This window comes from Micromonospora sp. CPCC 205558, assembly GCF_036902955.1.
Classification (GTDB): domain Bacteria; phylum Actinomycetota; class Actinomycetes; order Mycobacteriales; family Micromonosporaceae; genus Micromonospora.
The window spans coordinates 1-17,917 of record NZ_JBAKHR010000041.1 but is presented as its reverse complement, the minus strand read 5'-3'; the positions used below and the strand labels follow the sequence as shown (position 1 = coordinate 17,917).

General features: G+C 71.7%; 22 protein-coding genes and 1 riboswitch. Of the genes, 9 read left to right on the top strand and 13 right to left on the bottom strand.

The window, feature by feature from the left end:
- Nucleotides 1-98 precede the first annotated feature (98 nt).
- The gene (locus V6U86_RS30400) at nucleotides 99-395 is read right to left on the bottom strand and encodes a thiamine-binding protein (RefSeq protein WP_196919265.1); all 297 of its coding nucleotides are present in this window, start codon (nucleotides 393-395) and stop codon (nucleotides 99-101) included.
- A gap of 290 nt (nucleotides 396-685) precedes the next feature.
- Between V6U86_RS30400 and V6U86_RS30395 the strand changes: the two genes are divergently transcribed.
- Complete coding sequence (locus tag V6U86_RS30395) at nucleotides 686-1,183, top strand: hypothetical protein (RefSeq protein ID WP_334509367.1); 498 nt, start codon at nucleotides 686-688, stop codon at nucleotides 1,181-1,183.
- Between the two features lie 214 nt (nucleotides 1,184-1,397).
- Here V6U86_RS30395 and V6U86_RS30390 read toward each other — a convergent pair whose 3' ends face one another.
- From V6U86_RS30390 to V6U86_RS30380, 3 genes are all read right to left on the bottom strand, one after another.
- The gene (locus V6U86_RS30390; protein WP_334509364.1) at nucleotides 1,398-2,198 is read right to left on the bottom strand and encodes an energy-coupling factor transporter transmembrane component T family protein; all 801 of its coding nucleotides are present in this window, start codon (nucleotides 2,196-2,198) and stop codon (nucleotides 1,398-1,400) included.
- Nucleotides 2,195-3,625, bottom strand: coding sequence for an ABC transporter ATP-binding protein (locus V6U86_RS30385; protein WP_334509362.1), 1,431 nt, complete (start codon nucleotides 3,623-3,625; stop codon nucleotides 2,195-2,197). The genes V6U86_RS30390 and V6U86_RS30385 overlap by 4 nt, the downstream gene beginning before the upstream one ends.
- A gap of 115 nt (nucleotides 3,626-3,740) precedes the next feature.
- Nucleotides 3,741-4,328 (bottom strand): ECF transporter S component, encoded by a 588-nt coding sequence (locus V6U86_RS30380; protein ID WP_442935033.1) that lies wholly within the window; start codon nucleotides 4,326-4,328, stop codon nucleotides 3,741-3,743.
- A 75-nt stretch (nucleotides 4,329-4,403) separates the two neighbouring features.
- Nucleotides 4,404-4,508, bottom strand: a riboswitch (TPP riboswitch).
- Between the two features lie 107 nt (nucleotides 4,509-4,615).
- On the opposite strand from V6U86_RS30380, the gene V6U86_RS30375 reads away from it, so the two are divergent.
- The 4 genes from V6U86_RS30375 to V6U86_RS30360 all read left to right on the top strand — a co-directional run bounded on the left by V6U86_RS30375 (nucleotide 4,616) and on the right by V6U86_RS30360 (nucleotide 9,029).
- Nucleotides 4,616-5,446, top strand: coding sequence for an alpha/beta fold hydrolase (locus V6U86_RS30375; RefSeq protein ID WP_334509360.1), 831 nt, complete (start codon nucleotides 4,616-4,618; stop codon nucleotides 5,444-5,446).
- Between the two features lie 117 nt (nucleotides 5,447-5,563).
- Entirely contained in the window at nucleotides 5,564-6,313 is a 750-nt protein-coding gene (locus V6U86_RS30370) for an SIS domain-containing protein (RefSeq protein ID WP_334509358.1), read from the top strand.
- Between the two features lie 119 nt (nucleotides 6,314-6,432).
- Nucleotides 6,433-6,936: a DUF6328 family protein gene (locus tag V6U86_RS30365; protein ID WP_334509355.1), complete on the top strand. Its 504-nt coding sequence runs from the start codon at nucleotides 6,433-6,435 to the stop codon at nucleotides 6,934-6,936.
- A gap of 86 nt (nucleotides 6,937-7,022) precedes the next feature.
- Nucleotides 7,023-9,029: an acyl-CoA dehydrogenase family protein gene (locus V6U86_RS30360; protein ID WP_334509353.1), complete on the top strand. Its 2,007-nt coding sequence runs from the start codon at nucleotides 7,023-7,025 to the stop codon at nucleotides 9,027-9,029.
- A gap of 47 nt (nucleotides 9,030-9,076) precedes the next feature.
- Here V6U86_RS30360 and V6U86_RS30355 read toward each other — a convergent pair whose 3' ends face one another.
- The 9 genes from V6U86_RS30355 to V6U86_RS30315 form a co-directional block, all read right to left on the bottom strand.
- The gene (locus tag V6U86_RS30355) at nucleotides 9,077-9,244 is read right to left on the bottom strand and encodes a hypothetical protein (protein ID WP_167337361.1); all 168 of its coding nucleotides are present in this window, start codon (nucleotides 9,242-9,244) and stop codon (nucleotides 9,077-9,079) included.
- A gap of 9 nt (nucleotides 9,245-9,253) precedes the next feature.
- Entirely contained in the window at nucleotides 9,254-9,862 is a 609-nt protein-coding gene (locus tag V6U86_RS30350; RefSeq protein ID WP_334509350.1) for a hypothetical protein, read from the bottom strand.
- Between the two features lie 91 nt (nucleotides 9,863-9,953).
- Entirely contained in the window at nucleotides 9,954-10,397 is a 444-nt protein-coding gene (locus V6U86_RS30345; RefSeq protein WP_334509348.1) for a GNAT family N-acetyltransferase, read from the bottom strand.
- Between the two features lie 13 nt (nucleotides 10,398-10,410).
- Entirely contained in the window at nucleotides 10,411-10,809 is a 399-nt protein-coding gene (locus tag V6U86_RS30340) for a Fur family transcriptional regulator (protein WP_334509346.1), read from the bottom strand.
- On the bottom strand, nucleotides 10,806-11,105 hold the full coding sequence (locus V6U86_RS30335) for an ArsR/SmtB family transcription factor (RefSeq protein WP_030338189.1): 300 nt from the start codon (nucleotides 11,103-11,105) through the stop codon (nucleotides 10,806-10,808). Before V6U86_RS30335 ends, V6U86_RS30340 begins: the two co-directional genes overlap by 4 nt.
- 43 nt (nucleotides 11,106-11,148) lie before the next feature.
- Nucleotides 11,149-12,015 (bottom strand): metal ABC transporter permease, encoded by an 867-nt coding sequence (locus V6U86_RS30330; RefSeq protein ID WP_334509343.1) that lies wholly within the window; start codon nucleotides 12,013-12,015, stop codon nucleotides 11,149-11,151.
- A gap of 3 nt (nucleotides 12,016-12,018) precedes the next feature.
- Entirely contained in the window at nucleotides 12,019-12,780 is a 762-nt protein-coding gene (locus tag V6U86_RS30325) for a metal ABC transporter ATP-binding protein (protein WP_334509341.1), read from the bottom strand.
- Nucleotides 12,777-13,718, bottom strand: a complete 942-nt coding sequence (locus V6U86_RS30320; protein WP_334509339.1) for a metal ABC transporter substrate-binding protein — start codon at nucleotides 13,716-13,718, stop codon at nucleotides 12,777-12,779. The genes V6U86_RS30325 and V6U86_RS30320 overlap by 4 nt, the downstream gene beginning before the upstream one ends.
- Before the next feature lie 54 nt (nucleotides 13,719-13,772).
- Entirely contained in the window at nucleotides 13,773-14,030 is a 258-nt protein-coding gene (locus tag V6U86_RS30315; protein WP_030338196.1) for a hypothetical protein, read from the bottom strand.
- A gap of 29 nt (nucleotides 14,031-14,059) precedes the next feature.
- Here V6U86_RS30315 and V6U86_RS30310 point away from each other — a divergent pair, with 29 nt between their 5' ends.
- From V6U86_RS30310 to dusB, 4 genes are all read left to right on the top strand, one after another.
- On the top strand, nucleotides 14,060-14,401 hold the full coding sequence (locus V6U86_RS30310; protein ID WP_334509335.1) for an antibiotic biosynthesis monooxygenase family protein: 342 nt from the start codon (nucleotides 14,060-14,062) through the stop codon (nucleotides 14,399-14,401).
- A 24-nt stretch (nucleotides 14,402-14,425) separates the two neighbouring features.
- Nucleotides 14,426-14,905, top strand: coding sequence for a hypothetical protein (locus V6U86_RS30305; protein WP_334509332.1), 480 nt, complete (start codon nucleotides 14,426-14,428; stop codon nucleotides 14,903-14,905).
- 114 nt (nucleotides 14,906-15,019) lie between these two features.
- On the top strand, nucleotides 15,020-16,399 hold the full coding sequence (locus V6U86_RS30300) for a glycine--tRNA ligase (protein ID WP_334509329.1): 1,380 nt from the start codon (nucleotides 15,020-15,022) through the stop codon (nucleotides 16,397-16,399).
- A 64-nt stretch (nucleotides 16,400-16,463) separates the two neighbouring features.
- Entirely contained in the window at nucleotides 16,464-17,636 is a 1,173-nt protein-coding gene (dusB, locus tag V6U86_RS30295) for a tRNA dihydrouridine synthase DusB (protein WP_334509327.1), read from the top strand.
- The last annotated feature ends 281 nt before the right edge of the window (nucleotides 17,637-17,917 follow it).

Genomic DNA, 17,917 nt, shown 5'->3' with positions numbered 1-17,917 from the left:
TGCACGTGATGTGGGCGTTGCCGCTGGCGGCGCGGGCTGTCGGCACTGGTCGGTGTGCCCCGCGCAGGGAAACGTTTCGTCATTCCGCGCTCCGCGCGTCAGCCTTCGGCAAGACGGGCTTCGATTCGGGCGATCTTCCCGGTGAGCGCGTCGGTGACTCCGGGCCGGACGTCGGCCTTGAGCACCACACTCACCCGGGGCGCCCGCGCGGCGACGACGTCGACCGCCTGCTTCACCACCGCCATCACCTCGTCCCACTCGCCCTCGACTGTGGTGAACATGGCATCGGTCCGGTTGGGCAGGCCGGACGCACGGACCACCCGAACCGCCTCGGCGACCAGGTCACCCACGGAGTCGTCACCGCCGAGCGGGGTGATCGAGAACGCGATCAGCATGTGCCGATCGTGCCAGTAAAAACGGATGCGTGGCAGTCGGGCGGTGGTTAGGCTGCGGACATGCGTAACTGACGCCCTACTTCCGAGCCGGCCCGCCATCCCGCGTCGCGGTCCGTGCGCTCCCGGGCGTCCCGCATCCCCTTCCCGCCGATCGGCGGCGACGGCCCTGCCTGGCCCCGGTGAGCAGTCCCTTCCCCATTCGACCGTCGCGCGACGGCGGTCACCAGCCGATCCGACCGACCGCCGCAGCGCGGGACCGGCCGTGCCGGTCGGCTCTGAAGGAGGCCCGGATGCCTGCCAGGCGTAACCCGAAGAAGACCCGTACCCCGAGAACGACGCCGCTCGGCGTCGACCCGGCGGTCGGCAACGGCCCGCTCCCACCCACCCGCCCGGCCCTCGACCTCGCGGTCGAACCGGCCCTGCCGACGGTGCTGGTGGAGCCGGCCCTGCCAGCGGTGTTTGGCGAGCCGGCGTTGCCGGCGGCGGTCCTGGACGAGGTGCCGCCGCCGGTCGACGTGCCGGTGGCAGTCGACGTGCCGCCGCCTGTCGACGCGTCGGCGGTAGTCGACGTGCCGCCGCCGGTCGACGTGCTGGCAGTAGTCGACGTGCCGCCGCCGGTCGACGTGCCGGCAGTAGTCGACGCGCCGACGATGGGCGATCTGCCGAAGCCGACCGGGCGACCGAAGGCACCGACGGCCGGCCCGCCACAGGGCGGCGGCAACCGCTCCGGCGGCGGCCGCAGCCAGCAGGCCGGCCAGGCCCGCCGCTACGCCTTCCGCCGCAGCTGACCGCCCACCCCACCCGCCCCGCCCCCGCCCTCGCCCTCGCCCTCGCCCTCGCCCCCGCGATCTTGCGCTTTCTGTCGTCCCATCACGGGCATATCGGGTCGAATCAACGACAGAAACCGCAAGATCGGCGGGGCAGGGGCGGGGCGGGGCGGGGCAGGGGCGGGGCGGGGGCGGGGGCGGGGCGGCAGCGGGCAGGGGGCGGGGTGGGGTGGGTTTAGCTGATCAGGGGGCGGAAGGTGCCTAGGAGGATGCTCGTGGTCAGGGCTGCCGCGGCGAGTACGACGGCTCCGGCGATGAGGAGCGCGTCGGCGCGGGTGAAGTGCTGCCGGCGGGCGAGGGTACGGGGGGTGCCGGCGTCGAAGCCACGCGCGTCCATTGCCACGGCCAGCCGGGTGCCTCGACGGATTGCCCCCACCAGCAGCGCGAACGCGGTGGAGGTGAAGAGCCGCAGCTTCGCCACGGGGTTGCGTCCCGCGTCGACGCCCCGCGCGCGCCGAGCCATGCTGATCATCTGCCATTCCTGGCCGAGCAGCGGCACCAGCCGGAACGCGGCCAGCGCCCCGATGGCGAACCGGGCCGGCGCCTTCGCGTTCTGGATCAACGCGTCGGCCAGGTCGGTGGGGTCGGTGGTCGCGAAGACGATCACGCCGGGCAGTGCTACCGCGAACACCCGCAGCACCAGGCCGAGCGCGGTGAGCAGCACGCCGGTGCTCACCAGCACCGGCCCCGCGTCCAGCAGGACCCGGCCGGACCGGTCGGCGGCGAACAGCACCAGGGTGACCAGGATGCCGGCGGCACTGAGCAGCAGTGGCCAGGCCCGTCGGGCCAGCACCCGGTAACGGATGCCGAACAGCGGCAGGACGGCCAGTTCGAGGGCGATGGCGATCGCTGGCGCCACCGGGTCCAGGGTCGCCAGCAGGGTGAACGAGAAGACCAGTGCGGCGGCGACCTTCGCCACCGGGTTGCGGCGGGCCAACGGCGCGTCCGGAGCGGCGACCGGCTCGATGCTGATCATCGGTCGTCGTCCGGGGCGCGGTGCAGGGTGACGGTGCGGTCGGCGAGCGCGGCGACGAAGTCCGCGTCGTGGGTGACCGTGACCACGCCGTGCCCGGCGTCGCGCAGGTCGGCGAAGAGGTCGACCAGCTCCCGCCAGGTCCGTCGGTCCTGGCCGAAGGTGGGTTCGTCGCAGATCAGCAGGCGTGGCGCGGTGGCCAGGGCGGTCGCGACGCTCAGCCGTCGCGCCTCACCACCCGAGAGGGTGTACGGGTTGGCGGCGGCGAGCCGGGCCAGCCGCAGCCGTTCCAGCAGCCCGGCCACGGTCTCCTTGACCGCCGCCTCGGGTTGGCCGGTGCGGCGCGGGCCGAGCGCCAGCTCGTCGAAGACCGTGCTGGTGACGAACTGGTGCTCCGGATCCTGGAAGACCGACCCGATCCGCCGGGCCAGCGCGGGGGCTCGCCACCGGTGCGGGGGAGTGCGGTGGTCCGGGCCGGCCAGCTCGGCGGACGCGGTGACCCGCCCGGACCTCGGCCGGAGCAGACCGCCGAGCAGCAACGCCAGGGTGGACTTGCCGGCCCCGTTCGGTCCGCGTACGGCGAGTGCTTCACCGGCGCGTACCGCCAGATCGGTGCAGCCCAGCCGGGGTGGCAGGCCGAGCCGGTCGGCGGTGAGCAACAGGTCCCCGGGCCCGGTGGTGGCGGCCCGGGGCGCGATGGGGTGACCAGGCACCCAGACCCCCTCGGCGGCCAGGGCGGCACCGTGGGCGGCGAAGACCGCCTCGGGTGTGCCGTCCGCGCGGACGCCGCCACCCGGTTCCAGGACGACCACCCGGTCGACAAGTGGTAACGCCTCGGCGACCCGGTGCTCGACCAGGATCAGCGTGGTGTCGGCGTCCAGCGCGCCGGCCACCGCCTGTCGGACCAGGTCGGCCCCGGCCGGGTCGAGGTTGGCGGTCGGTTCGTCGAGGAGCAGCAGTGCGGGGCGCAGGGCCAGCGCGCCGGCCAGGGCGAGGCGTTGCTGCTCGCCGCCGGAGAGGGCCGCGGTGTGGCGGTCCCGGGAGTATGGGAAGCCGACCCGGTGCAGCGCCTCGTCAACCCGAGGCCAGATCTCGTCGGCCGGCACTCCCCGGTTTTCCAGCCCGAACGCCACGTCGTCGCCGCAGCGCGCCATCACCAGTTGGGTTTCCGGGTCCTGGAAGACGATGCCGACCCGTTCCCGGCCCTTGCGCGGGTCGAGTCCGTCGATCTCGACGGTGCCCTCCTGCTCGCCGGAGTCGTCGGGAAGCAGCCCGGCCAATGCGCTGAGCAGGGTGCTCTTGCCGGCTCCCGAGGGCCCGAGCAGCAAAACCCGCTCTCCGGCCTCAACCCTCAGGTCGACCCCGCGCACCGCCCATGCGCGCCGCCCGGCGTGCCGCCACCCGAACCCCCGCAGCAGTACCCCACCCACAACCCCACCCCTCCCGGCCCTCCCAGCCCCTGCCCACCTCGTTGATCAAGAGGTTTGCGTCAGCGGAAGCCGATTTGCTGACGCAAACCTCTTGATCAACACCGTTGGGTGGGGGTTAGACCAGGGCTCGGTTTCGGCCTGCTGGGAAGCGGTCCAGGACGCCGGTGTTGGCCAGGGCCTTCGTCAGCAGCCAGCCGCCGAAACCGGCGATCACGGTGGCGCTGACGATGGTGAGCAGCGCGTACGGGATGCGGTAGTCGGTCAGCGCGTAGTCGACGTTCCACACGAAGAAGTCGAACAGCGCGGCGCTGAGGCCGGTCAGCGCGCCCGCGAACACGGCGGTCGGCAGCCGGAACGACCGGTACCGGAAGGCGGCGAAGGCCAGCTCGGCGCCGATGCCCTGCACGATGCCCTGCGGGATCACCGTGCCGGCCCACTGGCTGCCCAGCAGCGCGGACAGGACCGCGGCCACGGTCTCGCAGTAGAGCGCGGCGCCGGGCTTGCGGATGACCAGCCCACCGATCACCGCCGGCATCAGCCAGACGCCGTAGAGCAGCGTCTGCGCCGGCGGGAAGAAGGCGAACGCGCCCTCGGTGGCGCTCCAGACCAGGCCCCAGGCCCAGAAGATGACGCCGAAGGCGACCGCGATCACCGAGGCGACCACGATGTCGATGGTGCGCCAACGGTTGGTGGTGTTGTCCATGATTTGCTCCCAGTTCAAGTGAAGAGAACCAGGAGAAGACGCACGCCGCGTCCGGTGGCACCGGACTGCGGCGCGGCTGGAGGTCGACCGAACTCCCTGCGCTGGCATTACCCAGATCAGGTTCGAGGGTCTGCGGGCGTGCCCGCACTCTCAGCGCTGTGCGCTCCCCTGTCGGATATGAAGTTGTCTCGCTGACGCTAACACCGACCAGGGTCGCGGGCCCAGCAGGGCATCCGCCTGACCTGCGGGAGCGACCGGCCGACCGCCGGCTGGGTACGCTTCCGATCATGCGGGTTGACGCGCGAGGCTTCACGTTCGAGGTGACCGTCGGCGGTCCGGCGGACGGCGTACCCGTCCTGCTGCTGCACGGTTTCCCTCAACACAGTGGTGAGTGGGACGACGTGGTGCCGAGGCTGCACGCGGGTGGGCTGCGCACGTACGCGCTGGACCAGCGCGGCTACTCGCCCGGCGCCCGGCCGACGGCGGTGGCCGACTACCGGATCCCCGAACTCGTTACCGACGTGGTGGCGGTGCTCGACGCGCTCGGGCTGGACGCCGTACACCTGGTCGGTCACGACTGGGGCGCGGTCGTGGCCTGGGCGGTTGCCGCCCGGCACCCCGACCGTGTCCACACGCTGACCGCGGTGTCCGTGCCGCATCCGGCGGCCATGGCGCACGCCCTGAGCACCGACGCCCAACAGAAGGCACGCTCGTCGTACATGGCGCTGTTCCGTAAGCCGGACAAGGCGGAGAAGGTGCTGCTGGCGTGGCACGCAACCGCCCTGCGCAAGCTGCTCGGCGGGGTGGGCGACCCGTCCCGGGTGAACCGTTACGCCGACCCGATGCGCGAGCCGGGGGCGCTCACGGCCGCGCTGAACTGGTACCGGGCGATGTCCCGCGCCGACCTGGCCGACGTCGACCCGGTCGCGGTGCCCACCACGTACGTCTGGAGTGACCGGGACGTCGCCATCGGCCGGACCGCCGCCGAGGCGTGCGCGGCGAACGTCACCGGGGAGTACCGCTTCGTGCAGCTGGCCGGGGTGAGTCACTGGATCCCGGACGCGGCACCGGCCCCACTCGCCGAGGCGATCCTGGCCCGAGCCGGCGGAACGGTCTGAGCCGGCGGAACGGCCTGAGCCGTGCGGGTCAGCGGGGGAGGGCCGAGGTGACGACGGACGGCGGCGGTCGACGTCGCGGTTCGCTGGCTGGCCCGCAATCGAAACGACGGAGGACGTATGACGGTGAGTGCCGAGGACTACCTGGCCGTGGTGACCGAGACGATCGGCCGGGTGGCTGCCAGTCAGCGGGAGGCGGTGGGGCGGGCCGCCGACCTGATCGCCGAGGCCGTTCGAGCCGACGGCGTGGTGCACGCGTTCGGCACCGGGCACTCGGAGGCCCTTGCGATGGAGATCGCCGGCCGGGCGGGCGGCCTGGTGCCGACCAACCGGATCGCGCTCCGCGACCTGGTGCTGCTCGGCGGCGAGCCGGCCGAACGGCTCGGCCCGCTGCTGGAACGGGACCCGGCTGTCGCACACCGCCTCTACGAGCTGGCCCCGGTGCGCCCCACCGACGTCTTCGTGCTCGCCTCGAACTCCGGGGTCAACGGCGCGATGGTGGAGTTCGCCACCCTGGTGAAGGAGCGCGGTCACGGGCTGGTGGCGATCACCTCGGCGCAGCACTCCGGCCGGATGACCTCACGGCACCCGTCCGGGCGCAAGTTGGGCGACATCGCCGACGTGGTGCTCGACAACGGCGCTCCGTACGGCGACGCGACGCTGCCGCTGCCCGGCGGTGGCGCGGTCGGTGCGGTCTCCTCGATAACCGCGGCGCTGCTGGCCCAGCAGGTGACCGTCGAGGTGGTGGCGCGGTTGCTGGCGGCGGGGGAGCGGCCCCCGGTCTACCTGTCGGCGAACATCCCGGACGGCGACGCACACAACAATGAGCTGGAAGCTCGGTACGCGGGCCGCATCCGACGCGGATCCTGACGCCGCCACGAGATGAGCGGCCGATGCCGTGAACCTGTTTCGCGCTCGGCCGGGTGGGGCATTGGCGTTGCTGCCGGCGGCCGGGACCGCCGGCAGTAGCGTCTCACCGGAGGTAGCGCGTGTCCAAGGAGACCGAGAAGCAGCGCTGGCAGCGCAATTTCGCTGATCTGCTGCAGGAGTTGCGGGTCGCCCAGACCGGCGTGCAGATCCTCTTCGCCTTCCTGCTCACCCTGCCGTTCAGTAACGGGTTCACCGAGACCACGGAGTTCCAGCGGGACGTCTACATCGTGGCGTTGCTGGCGGCGGCCGCCGCCACCGCACTGATCATCTCGCCGGTGGCGTTCCACCGGGCGCTGTTCCGGCAGGGCCGAAAGCCGGAGCTGGTCCGCTTCGCGCACCGGATGGCGACCGGTGGCCTCGCCTTCATGCTGATCGCGATGGTCAGCGCCGTGCTGCTGATCACCGACTTCGTGCTGGACCGGCCGATCGCGTTCGTGCTCAGCGCCCTGGCCGGGCTCTGGTTCCTCACCTTCTGGGTGGCGCTGCCGTTCGCGCGGCGCAACTGGGGTGACGAAGACATCGACGATGATGACGACGACCCGGACACGACCATCGGCCGCTGACCGCCACGATCTTCACGCAGCGCTACCCCTGGGTAACAACCGGGGGTAGCGTGGCGGTAGCCGCATCGAGCTTCGAGGGGGCAGCCGTGACCACGACGCAGAACGGCCGACCGGCACCGGACGGCCCCGACTCCGAGCCCGCTCCGAGCGCCGGTGGCGTGGCCGCGCCCTTGCCGACGGAGGCCGGGCAGGTCTCCGAGAAGGAGGCCCGGCAGGTCGCCGAGGCCGCCCGCGAATCCACCTGGGACCGACCCAGCTTCGGTAAGGAGTTGTTCCTCGGCCGGTTCCGGCTCGACCTGATCGACCCGTGGCCCCGATCCGATCCGGACGACGTGGCTCGCGCGGAGGAGTTCCTTGGTCGGTTCCGCGCCTTCCTGACGTCCGAGGTGGACGGTGCCGCCATCGAACGGGACGCAGCCATACCCGACTCGGTGTTCCACGGCCTGGCCGACCTCGGCGCGTTCGGCATGAAGATCGACCGGAAGTACGGCGGTCTCGGGCTGAGCAACCTGCACTACTGCCGGGCGCTCATGCTGGCCGGTTCGGTCAGCCCGGCCATCGGCGCGCTGCTCTCGGCACACCAGTCGATCGGCGTGCCGCAGCCGCTGAAGATGTTCGGCACCGCCGAGCAGAAGCAACGCTTCCTGCCCCGGCTCGCCGCCGGTGAGGTGTCCGCGTTCCTGCTCACCGAGCCCGACGTGGGCTCCGACCCGGCCCGCCTGGGCACCATCGCCGAGCCGACCGAGGACGGCACGGGTTACCGGCTCAACGGGGTGAAGCTCTGGGCCACCAACGGCATCGTGGCCACCCTGCTGGTGGTGATGGCCCGGGTGCCGGCCACCGAGGGGCGTCGCGGCGGCATCACCGCGTTCGTGGTGGACGGCGACAGCCCGGGCATCACTGTCGAGCGGCGCAACGAGTTCATCGGCCTACGCGGCCTGGAGAACAGCCTGACCCGCTTCCACGACGTGTTCGTCCCCGCCGAGAACATCATCGGCGGCGAGGGCAAAGGGCTGAAGATCGCCCTGACCACCCTGAACACCGGTCGGCTCTCGCTGCCGGCGATGTGCGTGGGCGCGGGCAAGTGGGCGTTGAACGTGGCCCGAGGCTGGGCTGCCGACCGGGTCCAGTGGGGGCGGCCGGTGGGTGAGCACGAGGCGGTCGCGCAGAAGCTGTCCTTCATCGCCGCCACCACGTACGGCATGGAGACCATGCTCGACCTCTGCTGCCTGCTCGCCGACGACGACCGTAACGACATCCGGATCGAAGCGGCGCTGGTCAAGCTGTACGCCAGCGAGATGGCCTGGAAGATCGCCGACGAGCTGATCCAGATCCGGGGTGGGCGCGGCTACGAGACGGCCGACTCGCTGGCCGCCCGCGGCGAACGCCCGGCCGCCGTCGAGCAGATGCTGCGCGACCTGCGGATCAACCGGATCTTCGAGGGCTCCACCGAGATCATGCACCTGCTGATCGCCCGGGAGGCGGTCGACGCCCACCTGTCGGTGGCCGGCGACATCATCGACCCGGACGCGGGGCTGGGCCGCAAGGCCCGAGCCGGCGCGCGAGCGGGTGCCTTCTACGCGAGGTGGCTACCCACCCTCGCCGTGGGTCGAGGGCAGAGTCCTTCGGCGTACGCCGAGTTCGCCCCGCTCGCCGCGCACCTGCGCCAGGTGGAGCGTTCGTCGCGCAAGCTGGCCCGGTCGACGTTCTACGCGATGTCTCGTTGGCAGGGAAAGATGGAGCGTAAGCAGGCGTTCCTCGGCCGAGTGGTGGACATCGGCGCCGAGTTGTTCGCGATGTCCGCAGTCTGCGTCCGCGCCACCGCCGAACGGGACAGCCGCCCGGAGAACGTCGAGCTGGCCGACCTGTTCTGCCGGCAGGCGCGGGTGCGGGTGGACGCCCTGTTCGCCGCACTCTGGGACAACACCGACTCGGTCGACACCGCCGCCGCGAAGCGCATCCTCGCCGGCCGCTACGCGGGCCTGGAGGAGGGCGTGCTCACCCCGACCGAGGAGCTGCCCTGGGTGGCCCGCTGGACGCCGGGCCCGTCCGCCGCCGAGGACGTCCGCCGCCGCATCCCACCGAAGCCGTAAGCCCCGCCGGGCAGGCTGGCCGCCGCGCGGGGCGGCGGCGGCGTCGATCAGCGGGAGACCGCCCAGGCCAGCACGCCCGCCAGGATCAGGCCGTTGAGCCCGGCCAGCGCCAGGTACGCCGCGGGTGGGATCTTCTTGCCCCGGCGTACGAAGGAGACCAGGACGGCGGCGTAGCCGAGCAGCAGGACGGCGATGACGACGAGGAAGTAGAACACCCGAAGACCTTAGCGGCCCCGGCCGCGCAGCCCCAGTTGGCGCAGCTCCAACGCGGCCAGCGCGTCGACGGTGGCGTCGTCGCCGCGCCGCCACGCCTCGGCCACGTCCGGCGCGATCCGGGTCAGCCGACCCAGCGGCTGGGTGGCCAATGCGCGCAGGGCGAGCAGGTCCCGGCCGGCCGGCCCGGCAGCCAGTTTCGCGGCCGACCCGGCGCGGCGCATCCAGCGCACCCGCAGCGGCAGCCAACCGAAGAGCACCAGGCCGAGCGGGAAGATCAGCACTGCGATGGTGAGGGCGAGCGCGAGTTGGTCGACCAGGTGCTGCTGGTCCCGGCCGGCGTCGGCGAGCCCTCGGGCGGCGTCGGCGGCCTGCCGGAAAGGCGCGGTCAGCTCGTCACCGACCAGCGGAATCCGGCGGACCTTGCCGCCGGCGTCGGCCAGGTTGTCGGCGAGGCCACTGCCGGCGCCCTCCAGCTTCTGCCCCGGTACGGCGAGCTTCTCAACCAGGTCGTGCAGCCACAGCGCGCCCCGGATCGCCGCGTAGACCCAGGCGACGACGAGCAGGTCGGTGAGCAACTGACGGGCGGCGGTCGGAAACCGATCGGCATAGATCTTCACGCCGGACAGCGTGCCACGAACGGTGCTGACCCGGCACCCGTCGATCGGCGGCCAGGTGACACCGTCGGAGGGCGGTGGCCTGCGTTGTCGATCAGGCCAGCCGTAGGTCCACGAACGCAACGGTGTCACCCGGCAGGACGTACCGCTCGATCTCGACGAAGCCGTGGTGACGGGCGAACCGGAGGCCATCGTCGTTGGATGCCAGGACGACGGTGTGGATGACCTGCGCGCCGAGCTCACGGGCCTTGGCCAGCCCGCGATGGTAGAGCTGCTGCCCGAAGCCCTGCCGACGCTTTCCGGGCAGCACTCGTGCGATCACGGTCGCCGGGTCGGACGTCGGGGGTCGTACCGTCGAGCAGCCCACCGCCACCCCGTCGGCGTACGCGACCTCAAGGATGTTCCGCTGCGCGCGGACCGCGATCTCGTCGGCCGACAGCGGATCGGTGGGGATGATCAGATTGTGGATGTGTTGCCAGTCGAGCAGGGTCTCTTCGCTGCCCACCGGGCGGACCGGCACGAACTCGAGATCTGTCACGAGGGCAGGCTAGTCAACGAACGCAGGTCGGGCAGGTGCCGAAGATCTCCAGGGTGTGACTGACGTCGGCATAGCCGTGCTGCGCGGCGACCCGGTCGGCCCAGCTCTCCACGGCCGGGCCGGCCACCTCGACCGTACGACCGCAGACCCGGCAGACCAGGTGGTGGTGGTGCCCCTCGCTGCACCGGCGGTAGAGGTGCTCGCCGCCCGGCGGACGCATCACGTCGATCTCGCCCGCGTCGGCGAGCCCTTGCAGGGTGCGGTAGACGGTGGTCAGGCCGACCCGCTCGCCGCGCTGCCGCAGCATCGCGTGCAGGTCCTGGGCGCTGTGGAAGCCCTCCATCTCGCCCAGCAGCGCGCTCACCGCTGAGCGCTGCCGGGTGTTGCGCACGGCGGCGCCGCTCTCGCTCATGATCCCTCCCCGGCGTGGCTGACCGCGTCCGCCACGATGTGCGCGACGTGCTCGTCGACCAGGCTGTAGGCGATCTCCCGACCTCGGCGGGAGCCGCGCACCACGCCCGCCCCGCGCAACACCCGCAGGTGTTGGGAGACCAGTGGTTGGGCCGCGCCGAGCTTTTCCACCAACTCGTGCACGCACCGCTCGCCGCCGGCCAGCTCACTGACGATGGCCAGCCGAATGGGAGCGGACAGGGCGCGGAGCAGCTCGCTGGCCCCGTCGAACCCGTCGTAGCCCGTCGCGCTGGTCATCCTGCAACGATAACCAATACCACTGACGTCGCGCTGATCAGGCTCAGCTCAGCACGACCTCGTGCGGTTCCGGCGTCGGCGCGGCGGTCGGCGTCGTCCGACGGCGCATCACCCGCCAGACAGCGCCCGCCACGGCCACCACCAGGAACGAGGCGATCGCCACCAGCACCACCGAGGCGCCCGGCGCGGTGTCCGCCGTGGCCGCCACCCAGACACCCGAGCCGGCGGCGAAGAACCCGAGCGCCATCGCGGCGGCCATCGTGCTGCGGAAGCCCCGGGTGATCTGCTGGGCGGTGGCGACCGGCACCACCATCAACGCGCTGATCAGCAGCACTCCGACGGCCCGCATGGCGATGGTCACGGTGACCGCGGTGGCGACCGCGATCAGCAGGTTCAGCGTCCGGACCGGGAGGCCGGAGACGCGGGCGTACTCCTCGTCGTGACTGACCGCGAAGAGCGCCGGCCGCAACGCGATCATCGTGATCAGGATCGCCGCGCCGAGCACCGCGATGGTGGTCAGGTCGGCGGGCGAGATGGTGGTCAGCGACCCGAACAGGTAGGCGTTGAGGTTCGCGCTGGTCGCGTCGGAGAGGCCGACCAGGAGTACGCCGCCCGCGATGCCGCCGTAGAAGAGCAGAGCCAGGGCCAGGTCACCGGAGGTACGCCCGCGGGCGCGGACGATCTCGATGGCGATCGCGCCGATGGTGGCGGCGATCACCGCGACCAGCACCGGTGAGCGGTTGAGCAGCAGCCCTGCCCCGACGCCGGTCAACGCCACGTGCCCCACACCATCGCCGATCAACGCCAGCCGGCGCTGCACCAGGTAGATGCCGAGCGCCGGCGCGGCCAAGCCGATCACCAGCGCGCCGATCAGGGCGCGCTGCATGTAGGGGTACTGGAAGAGTTCCATGGGTCAGTTGCTCCACAGCCCGGCGGGCTCGTCGTAGCAGTGCGGGTGCACGTGGTCGTGGTCGGGCTCCGCGTGGTGGCCGGCCGGGTCCGGGACCGCGCCGTCGTGAGCGATGCGACCCTCGTGGACGACGACGGCCCGGCTGATCACCGGGCGCAGCGGGCCCAGCTCGTGGGCGACGAGCAGCACCGTTCCGCCCCGGGTGACGAAGTCGCGCAGCGCGCCGGCGAACGCCTCCTGGCTGGCCGCGTCCACCCCGGCGGTGGGCTCGTCGAGAACCAGCAGTTCCGGTTGGCCGGCCAGGGCGCGGGCGATCAGGGTGCGCTGCTGCTGGCCGCCGGAGAGCGTGGAGACCGGGTCACCGGCCCGGTCGGCGAGCCCGACCGCGCGCAGTGCCGCGTCGACGGCGGACCGGTCGGCCCGACCCGGCGGACGCAGCACCCCTCGACGGGCCAGCCGGCCGGAGGCCACCACCTCGCGGACGGTGGCCGGCACGCCGCCGGCGGCGCCCAGGCGCTGCGGGACGTACCCGATGCGCGCCCACTGCCGGAAACGGCGCAACGGCCGGTCGAAGAGGGTGACCGAGCCGGCGCTGATCGGCACCAGCCCGAGCACGGCGCGGATCAGGGTGGACTTGCCGGAGCCGTTGGCGCCGAGAATCGCGACCACCTCGCCGGCGGTCACGGTGAGCGAGATGTCCCGGAGCACGGGGCGGCCGTCGTAACCGACCACCCCGTGCTCGACGGTGATGACAGGTGAGGTCACGAGCAGCTCAAGGCCGTCTGCAGGGTCCGCAGGTTGGTGCGCATCACCGAAAGGTAGTCCCCGTTGCTGCCGGCGGCGAGCCCTTCGATCGGGTCGAGCACGGCGGTCTGCGCGCCGACCTGACCGGCGATGGTCTCGGCCACCTTCGGGCTGACCAGGGTCTCGAAGAAGATGGTGGTGGCCTGGTGCTCCTTCGCCTCCTCGATCACGTGCGCGAGGCGCTTCGGCGAGGGCTCGACGTCGGGGCTGAGCCCGGTGATGCCGACCTGGTCGAGCTGGTAGCGGTCGGCGAGGTAGCCGAACGCGGCGTGGCTGGTCACGATCTCCCGCCGCTGGCAGGTCGCCAGACCGTGCTTGAACTCACTGTCCAGGGTCGTCAGGTCGGCGCGCAGGGTCGCCGCCCGGGCGGTGTAGTCGGCGGCGTGGTCCGGGTCGGCCTTGCCGAGCCGCTCGGCGAGCTGATCGCCGATGCCGGCCAGCCGGGTCGGGTCGAGCCAGACGTGCGGGTCCTTGCCGCCGCTCTCCTCGGTGTGTCCCTCTTCGCCCTCGTGGTCGTGCCCGCCGGCGGACGCGTCCAGCAGCGGCTGCACGGTGGTCACGTCGAACGCCCGGTCGCCGCCGTTCTGGGCCACGGCGTCGTCCACCGCCGGCTGGAACCCCTTGAGGTAGACGATCAGCTCCGCGTCGCTGACCTCACCGACCTGGCTCGGGTTGAGTTCCAGGTCGTGCGGCTCCGCACCGGGCTTGGCCAGGTTGGTCACCCGGACGTCGTCGCCGCCGATCCGCTCGGCGAGGAACTGGAGGGGGTAGAACGCGGCCACCACGTCGACTCGCTCGGGGTCGGCGCCGGCGCCGGCGGTGGAGCAGCCGGCCCCGGCGCTCAGGGCGAGGAGGGTGGTCGCGGCGGCCAGGACACGGTACGTGGTGCGGTTGGTCATGTCCCCAACTGTCCGTGGCAACGATAATGATTGTCAAAAACGCATGATTGCATGTCAGAGGAGCTTCGCGAGGCCCACCGTCACCAGCAGGGTCAGCATCACCAGTCGGATCAGCCGGGTCTGTGGCGCCTGAACCGCCCAGGTCGTCGCCAACAGGGCGATCAGGACCCCGGCGAGGGCGAGCGTCAGCAGCCCGCCGATCACCCCGGGCGTGAAGAACGCCACCAGCACCACCACCAGGGTGAGCAGGAACACCGACGTCGGGTTCGCCCCGGCCAACCGGGCGAGCAGAGGGCGCTGCGTACGCTGCATCCCACAGACTCTACGAGGAGGAACCCCCGGTGCTGGTGACCAACCGGTTCGTGGTCGACGTCGATACCGCCGACGACTTCACCGAACGGGCGCACGCCGCCCTCACCGCGCTGGCCGCCCGGCCCGGCTACCTGCGCGGCCAACTGGTCCGGGCGCTGGACGACCCCCGGCACTGGTCACTGGTCACCGAATGGGAGTCGGTCGGCACCTACCGGCGGGCGCTCGGCGCCTTCGAGGTCAAGGTCAGCGCCGTGCCGCTGCTCGCCGAGTCCATCGACGAGCCCTCCGCCTACGAGGCGCTGGCCACCGCCGCCCCCGGCGGGGCCGTGATCATCGCCGAGAGTGATCGGGCTGCGGGTCCTTACCGCTGAGCCGCCGGACACTACGCTGCTCCTATGACCGCACCCGCCCCGCCACCCGGTCCCGGGGTGGCTCCGCCGTTCGCCGCGCCCCCCACCGAGGGCCGCCGGACCCGGCTCTGGATCGGCCTCGGCGTCGGCGCTCTCGCCGTGGTGCTCTGCTGCGGCGGGGGTGGCACCGCCGTCGTCGGCCTGGCCGTCAGCGGCGTGCAGGCGATCCGGGAACAGGGCCGCACCGTTACCGGCGACTACTACCAGGCGCTGGTCGAGCGGAACTACGGGCGGGCGTACGACCAGCTCTGCGACGACGCGCAGCGGCGTGAGTCCCGGCCGGAGTTCGAGCGGCGCGCTGCTGCCGAACCACAGGTGACCGCGTTCCGGGTGGGCGAGGTGGACACCACCTACCTGACCGTCCCGGTCGACGTGACGCTCGCCGGCGGCGACCGGGAGCGGCAACAGGTCAGCCTCGGGCAGGACGGGCAGACCGGCGGCATGGAGGTCTGCGAGGTCAACTGACCCGCCCCCGGTATTCTGCTGGGCTCGGGGGGTCGATCGTCGTACCGTTGTCCCCGAACCGACCGTTCCATCCACACTCGCCCCCGCCGACCGCCAGCCGGCGTAGGAGGAAACATGCCAGCCGACCGTATCGACGCCGTCGTCAGCCTCGCCAAGCGCCGAGGCTTCGTCTTTCCCTCCAGTGAGATCTACGGAGGCACCCGATCGGCGTGGGACTACGGCCCGCTCGGCGTGGAGCTCAAGGAGAACGTCCGCCGGCAGTGGTGGAAGACCATGGTCCAGCAGCGCGACGACGTCGTGGGCCTGGACTCCGCGGTGATCCTGGCCCGCAAGGTGTGGGAGGCGTCCGGCCACATCGCCGAGTTCGTCGACCCGCTCACCGAGTGCCAGTTCTGTCACAAGCGGTTCCGCGCGGACCACCTTGAGGAGGCGTACGCCGAGAAGCACGGCAAGCCGCTGACCTCACTGTCGGAGCTGAACTGCCCCAACTGCGGCAACAAGGGCACCTTCACCGAGCCGAAGATGTTCAACGGCCTGATGAAGACCTACCTGGGCCCGGTGGAGAGCGACGAAGGGCTGCACTACCTGCGCCCGGAGACCGCGCAGGGCATCTTCGTCAACTACAAGAACGTCGAGACGGTCGCCCGCAAGAAGCCGCCGTTCGGCATCGCGCAGACCGGCAAGTCGTTCCGCAACGAGATCACCCCCGGTAACTTCATCTTCCGGACCCGCGAGTTCGAGCAGATGGAGATGGAGTTCTTCGTCGAGCCGGGCACCGACGAGCAGTGGCATGAGTACTGGCTCCAGGAGCGCTGGAACTGGTACCTCGACCTCGGCCTCTCGGCGGACAATCTGCGGCTCTACGAGCACCCCAAGGAGAAGCTGTCGCACTACTCGAAGCGGACGGTGGACATTGAGTACCGCTTCCAGTTCGGCGGCACCGAGTTCGCCGAGCTGGAGGGGGTCGCCAACCGCACCGACTTCGACCTCTCCACGCACAGCAAGCACTCCGGCGTCGACCTGTCGTACTTCGACCAGAGCAAGAGTGAGCGCTGGATGCCGTACGTCATCGAGCCGGCGGCGGGTCTGACCCGCGCGGTGCTCGCCTTCCTGCTGGAGGCGTACGACGAGGACGAGGCGCCGAACACCAAGGGCGGCGTGGACAAGCGCACCGTGATGCGGTTCGACCCGCGGCTCGCCCCGGTCAAGGTGGCGGTGCTGCCGCTGTCCCGCAACGAGGCGTTGTCGCCCAAGGCGAAGGACCTCGCCGCGCTGCTGCGCAAGCGCTGGGTGGTGGAGTTCGACGACTCGCAGGCGATCGGTCGCCGCTACCGCCGGCAGGACGAGATCGGCACCCCGTTCTGCGTCACTGTCGACTTCGACACCCTGGACGACAACGCGGTGACGGTGCGCAACCGGGACACCATGGCCCAGGAGCGCGTCTCCCTGGACCAGGTCGAGCGCTACCTGATCGAGCGACTTCCGGGCTGCTGAGACTCCGCCCACGGGGCCTCGGCCGACGCGATGAGCGCCGGTCGGGGCCCCGTACACTTGTCCGGTGACTGCCTCGACCGTGCCGGCGCTGCGCCCGCTGACTCTCGGCCAGCATCAGGTGTGGCCGCCGGTCGTGCTCGCGCCGATGGCCGGGATCACCAACGTCGGGTTCCGTCGGCTCTGTCGGGAGCAGGGCGGCGGCATCTACGTCTGCGAGATGATCACCACTCGGGCGCTGGTCGAGCGCAACCCGAAGACGCTGCGCATGATCGCGTTCGGCGACGACGAGAACCCTCGCAGCCTCCAGCTCTACGGCACCGACCCGGAGATCACCGCCGCCGCCGTGCGGATCGTCGTCGAGCGCAACCTGGCCGATCACATCGACCTCAACTTCGGCTGCCCCGTACCCAAGGTCACCCGGCGTGGCGGCGGCGCGGCGCTGCCGTGGCGACGCCGGCTCTTCGCGCGGCTGGTGCGGGCCGCGGTGGCTGCCGCGGCGCCGTCCGGGGTGCCGGTCACGGTCAAGATGCGCAAGGGCATCGACGACGACCACCTGACGTACGTCGAAGCCGGGCTCGCCGCCCAGGAGGCCGGCGTGGCGGCGGTGGCCCTGCACGGGCGGACGGCCTCGCAGCGCTACTCGGGCACCGCCGACTGGGACGCGATCGCCACCCTGAAGCAGGCCCTCGACGTGCCGGTGCTCGGCAACGGCGATATCTGGGAGGCCGACGATGCGCTGCGCATGGTGGCCCACACCGGCGTCGACGGCGTGGTCATCGGGCGCGGCTGCCTGGGCCGACCGTGGCTCTTCGCCGACCTGGAGGCCGCCTTCAACGGTCGGCCCGAGCGGCGGCTGCCCACCCTCGGCGAGGTGGCGGTAACCATGCGCCGGCACGCCGAGCTGCTGGTCGACCAGTTCACGGCCGGCGCGCGCAACCCGGCCCGCGGCGAACGGGACGGCTGCACCGACTTCCGCAAGCACGTCGCCTGGTACCTCAAGGGCTTCCCGGTCGGCGGCGAGTTGCGCCGCTCGCTGGCGATGATCGAAAGCCTGGCCCAGCTCGACGACCTGCTCGGCAAGCTCGACCCGGCGGAGCCGTTCCCGGTGACCGCCCTCGGGCAGCCGCGCGGGCGTACCAACTCGCCCGGCAAGGTTTTCCTGCCAGAAGGCTGGCTGGCCAGCCGCGACGACGACACGGTCCCCGAGGGCGCCGAGATGGACGACTCCGGCGGCTGAGCCCCTGGCCGTTCGGGTGGAGGCGCTCCGCGACAGTTCCTCCGGAACGCGGGCTCGAAGCAGAGCCCGTGCCGGCGTGCGCCGGTCACCCCCGAGTCCTCGCGTGGTGGCGCTCGGCCCTCCGTCGACACTCCGCGCAGAGGCTGGCAGATGAGTGTGACGCCCTATCGAGCTGATGTCGTAAACGAATCATCAGCTCGGCTGGGTCGGTCATGCCCTTGATCGGCGATGCGCCTGATCGGTCATGCCTTTGATCGGCGATGCGCCTGATCGGTCATGCC

Coding starts and splice junctions, on each gene's coding strand:
- V6U86_RS30390 (WP_334509364.1), bottom strand. CDS start 2,198: ATGATCAGCATCGAGCCGGTCGCCGCTCCGGACGCGCCGTTGGCCCGC.
- V6U86_RS30380 (WP_442935033.1), bottom strand. CDS start 4,328: ATGGACAACACCACCAACCGTTGGCGCACCATCGACATCGTGGTCGCC.
- V6U86_RS30335 (WP_030338189.1), bottom strand. CDS start 11,105: ATGACCAGCGCGACGGGCTACGACGGGTTCGACGGGGCCAGCGAGCTG.
- V6U86_RS30370 (WP_334509358.1), top strand. CDS start 5,564: ATGACGGTGAGTGCCGAGGACTACCTGGCCGTGGTGACCGAGACGATC.
- V6U86_RS30330 (WP_334509343.1), bottom strand. CDS start 12,015: ATGGAACTCTTCCAGTACCCCTACATGCAGCGCGCCCTGATCGGCGCG.
- V6U86_RS30375 (WP_334509360.1), top strand. CDS start 4,616: ATGCGGGTTGACGCGCGAGGCTTCACGTTCGAGGTGACCGTCGGCGGT.
- V6U86_RS30340 (WP_334509346.1), bottom strand. CDS start 10,809: ATGAGCGAGAGCGGCGCCGCCGTGCGCAACACCCGGCAGCGCTCAGCG.
- V6U86_RS30320 (WP_334509339.1), bottom strand. CDS start 13,718: ATGACCAACCGCACCACGTACCGTGTCCTGGCCGCCGCGACCACCCTC.
- V6U86_RS30395 (WP_334509367.1), top strand. CDS start 686: ATGCCTGCCAGGCGTAACCCGAAGAAGACCCGTACCCCGAGAACGACG.
- V6U86_RS30300 (WP_334509329.1), top strand. CDS start 15,020: ATGCCAGCCGACCGTATCGACGCCGTCGTCAGCCTCGCCAAGCGCCGA.
- V6U86_RS30315 (WP_030338196.1), bottom strand. CDS start 14,030: ATGCAGCGTACGCAGCGCCCTCTGCTCGCCCGGTTGGCCGGGGCGAAC.
- V6U86_RS30400 (WP_196919265.1), bottom strand. CDS start 395: ATGCTGATCGCGTTCTCGATCACCCCGCTCGGCGGTGACGACTCCGTG.
- V6U86_RS30305 (WP_334509332.1), top strand. CDS start 14,426: ATGACCGCACCCGCCCCGCCACCCGGTCCCGGGGTGGCTCCGCCGTTC.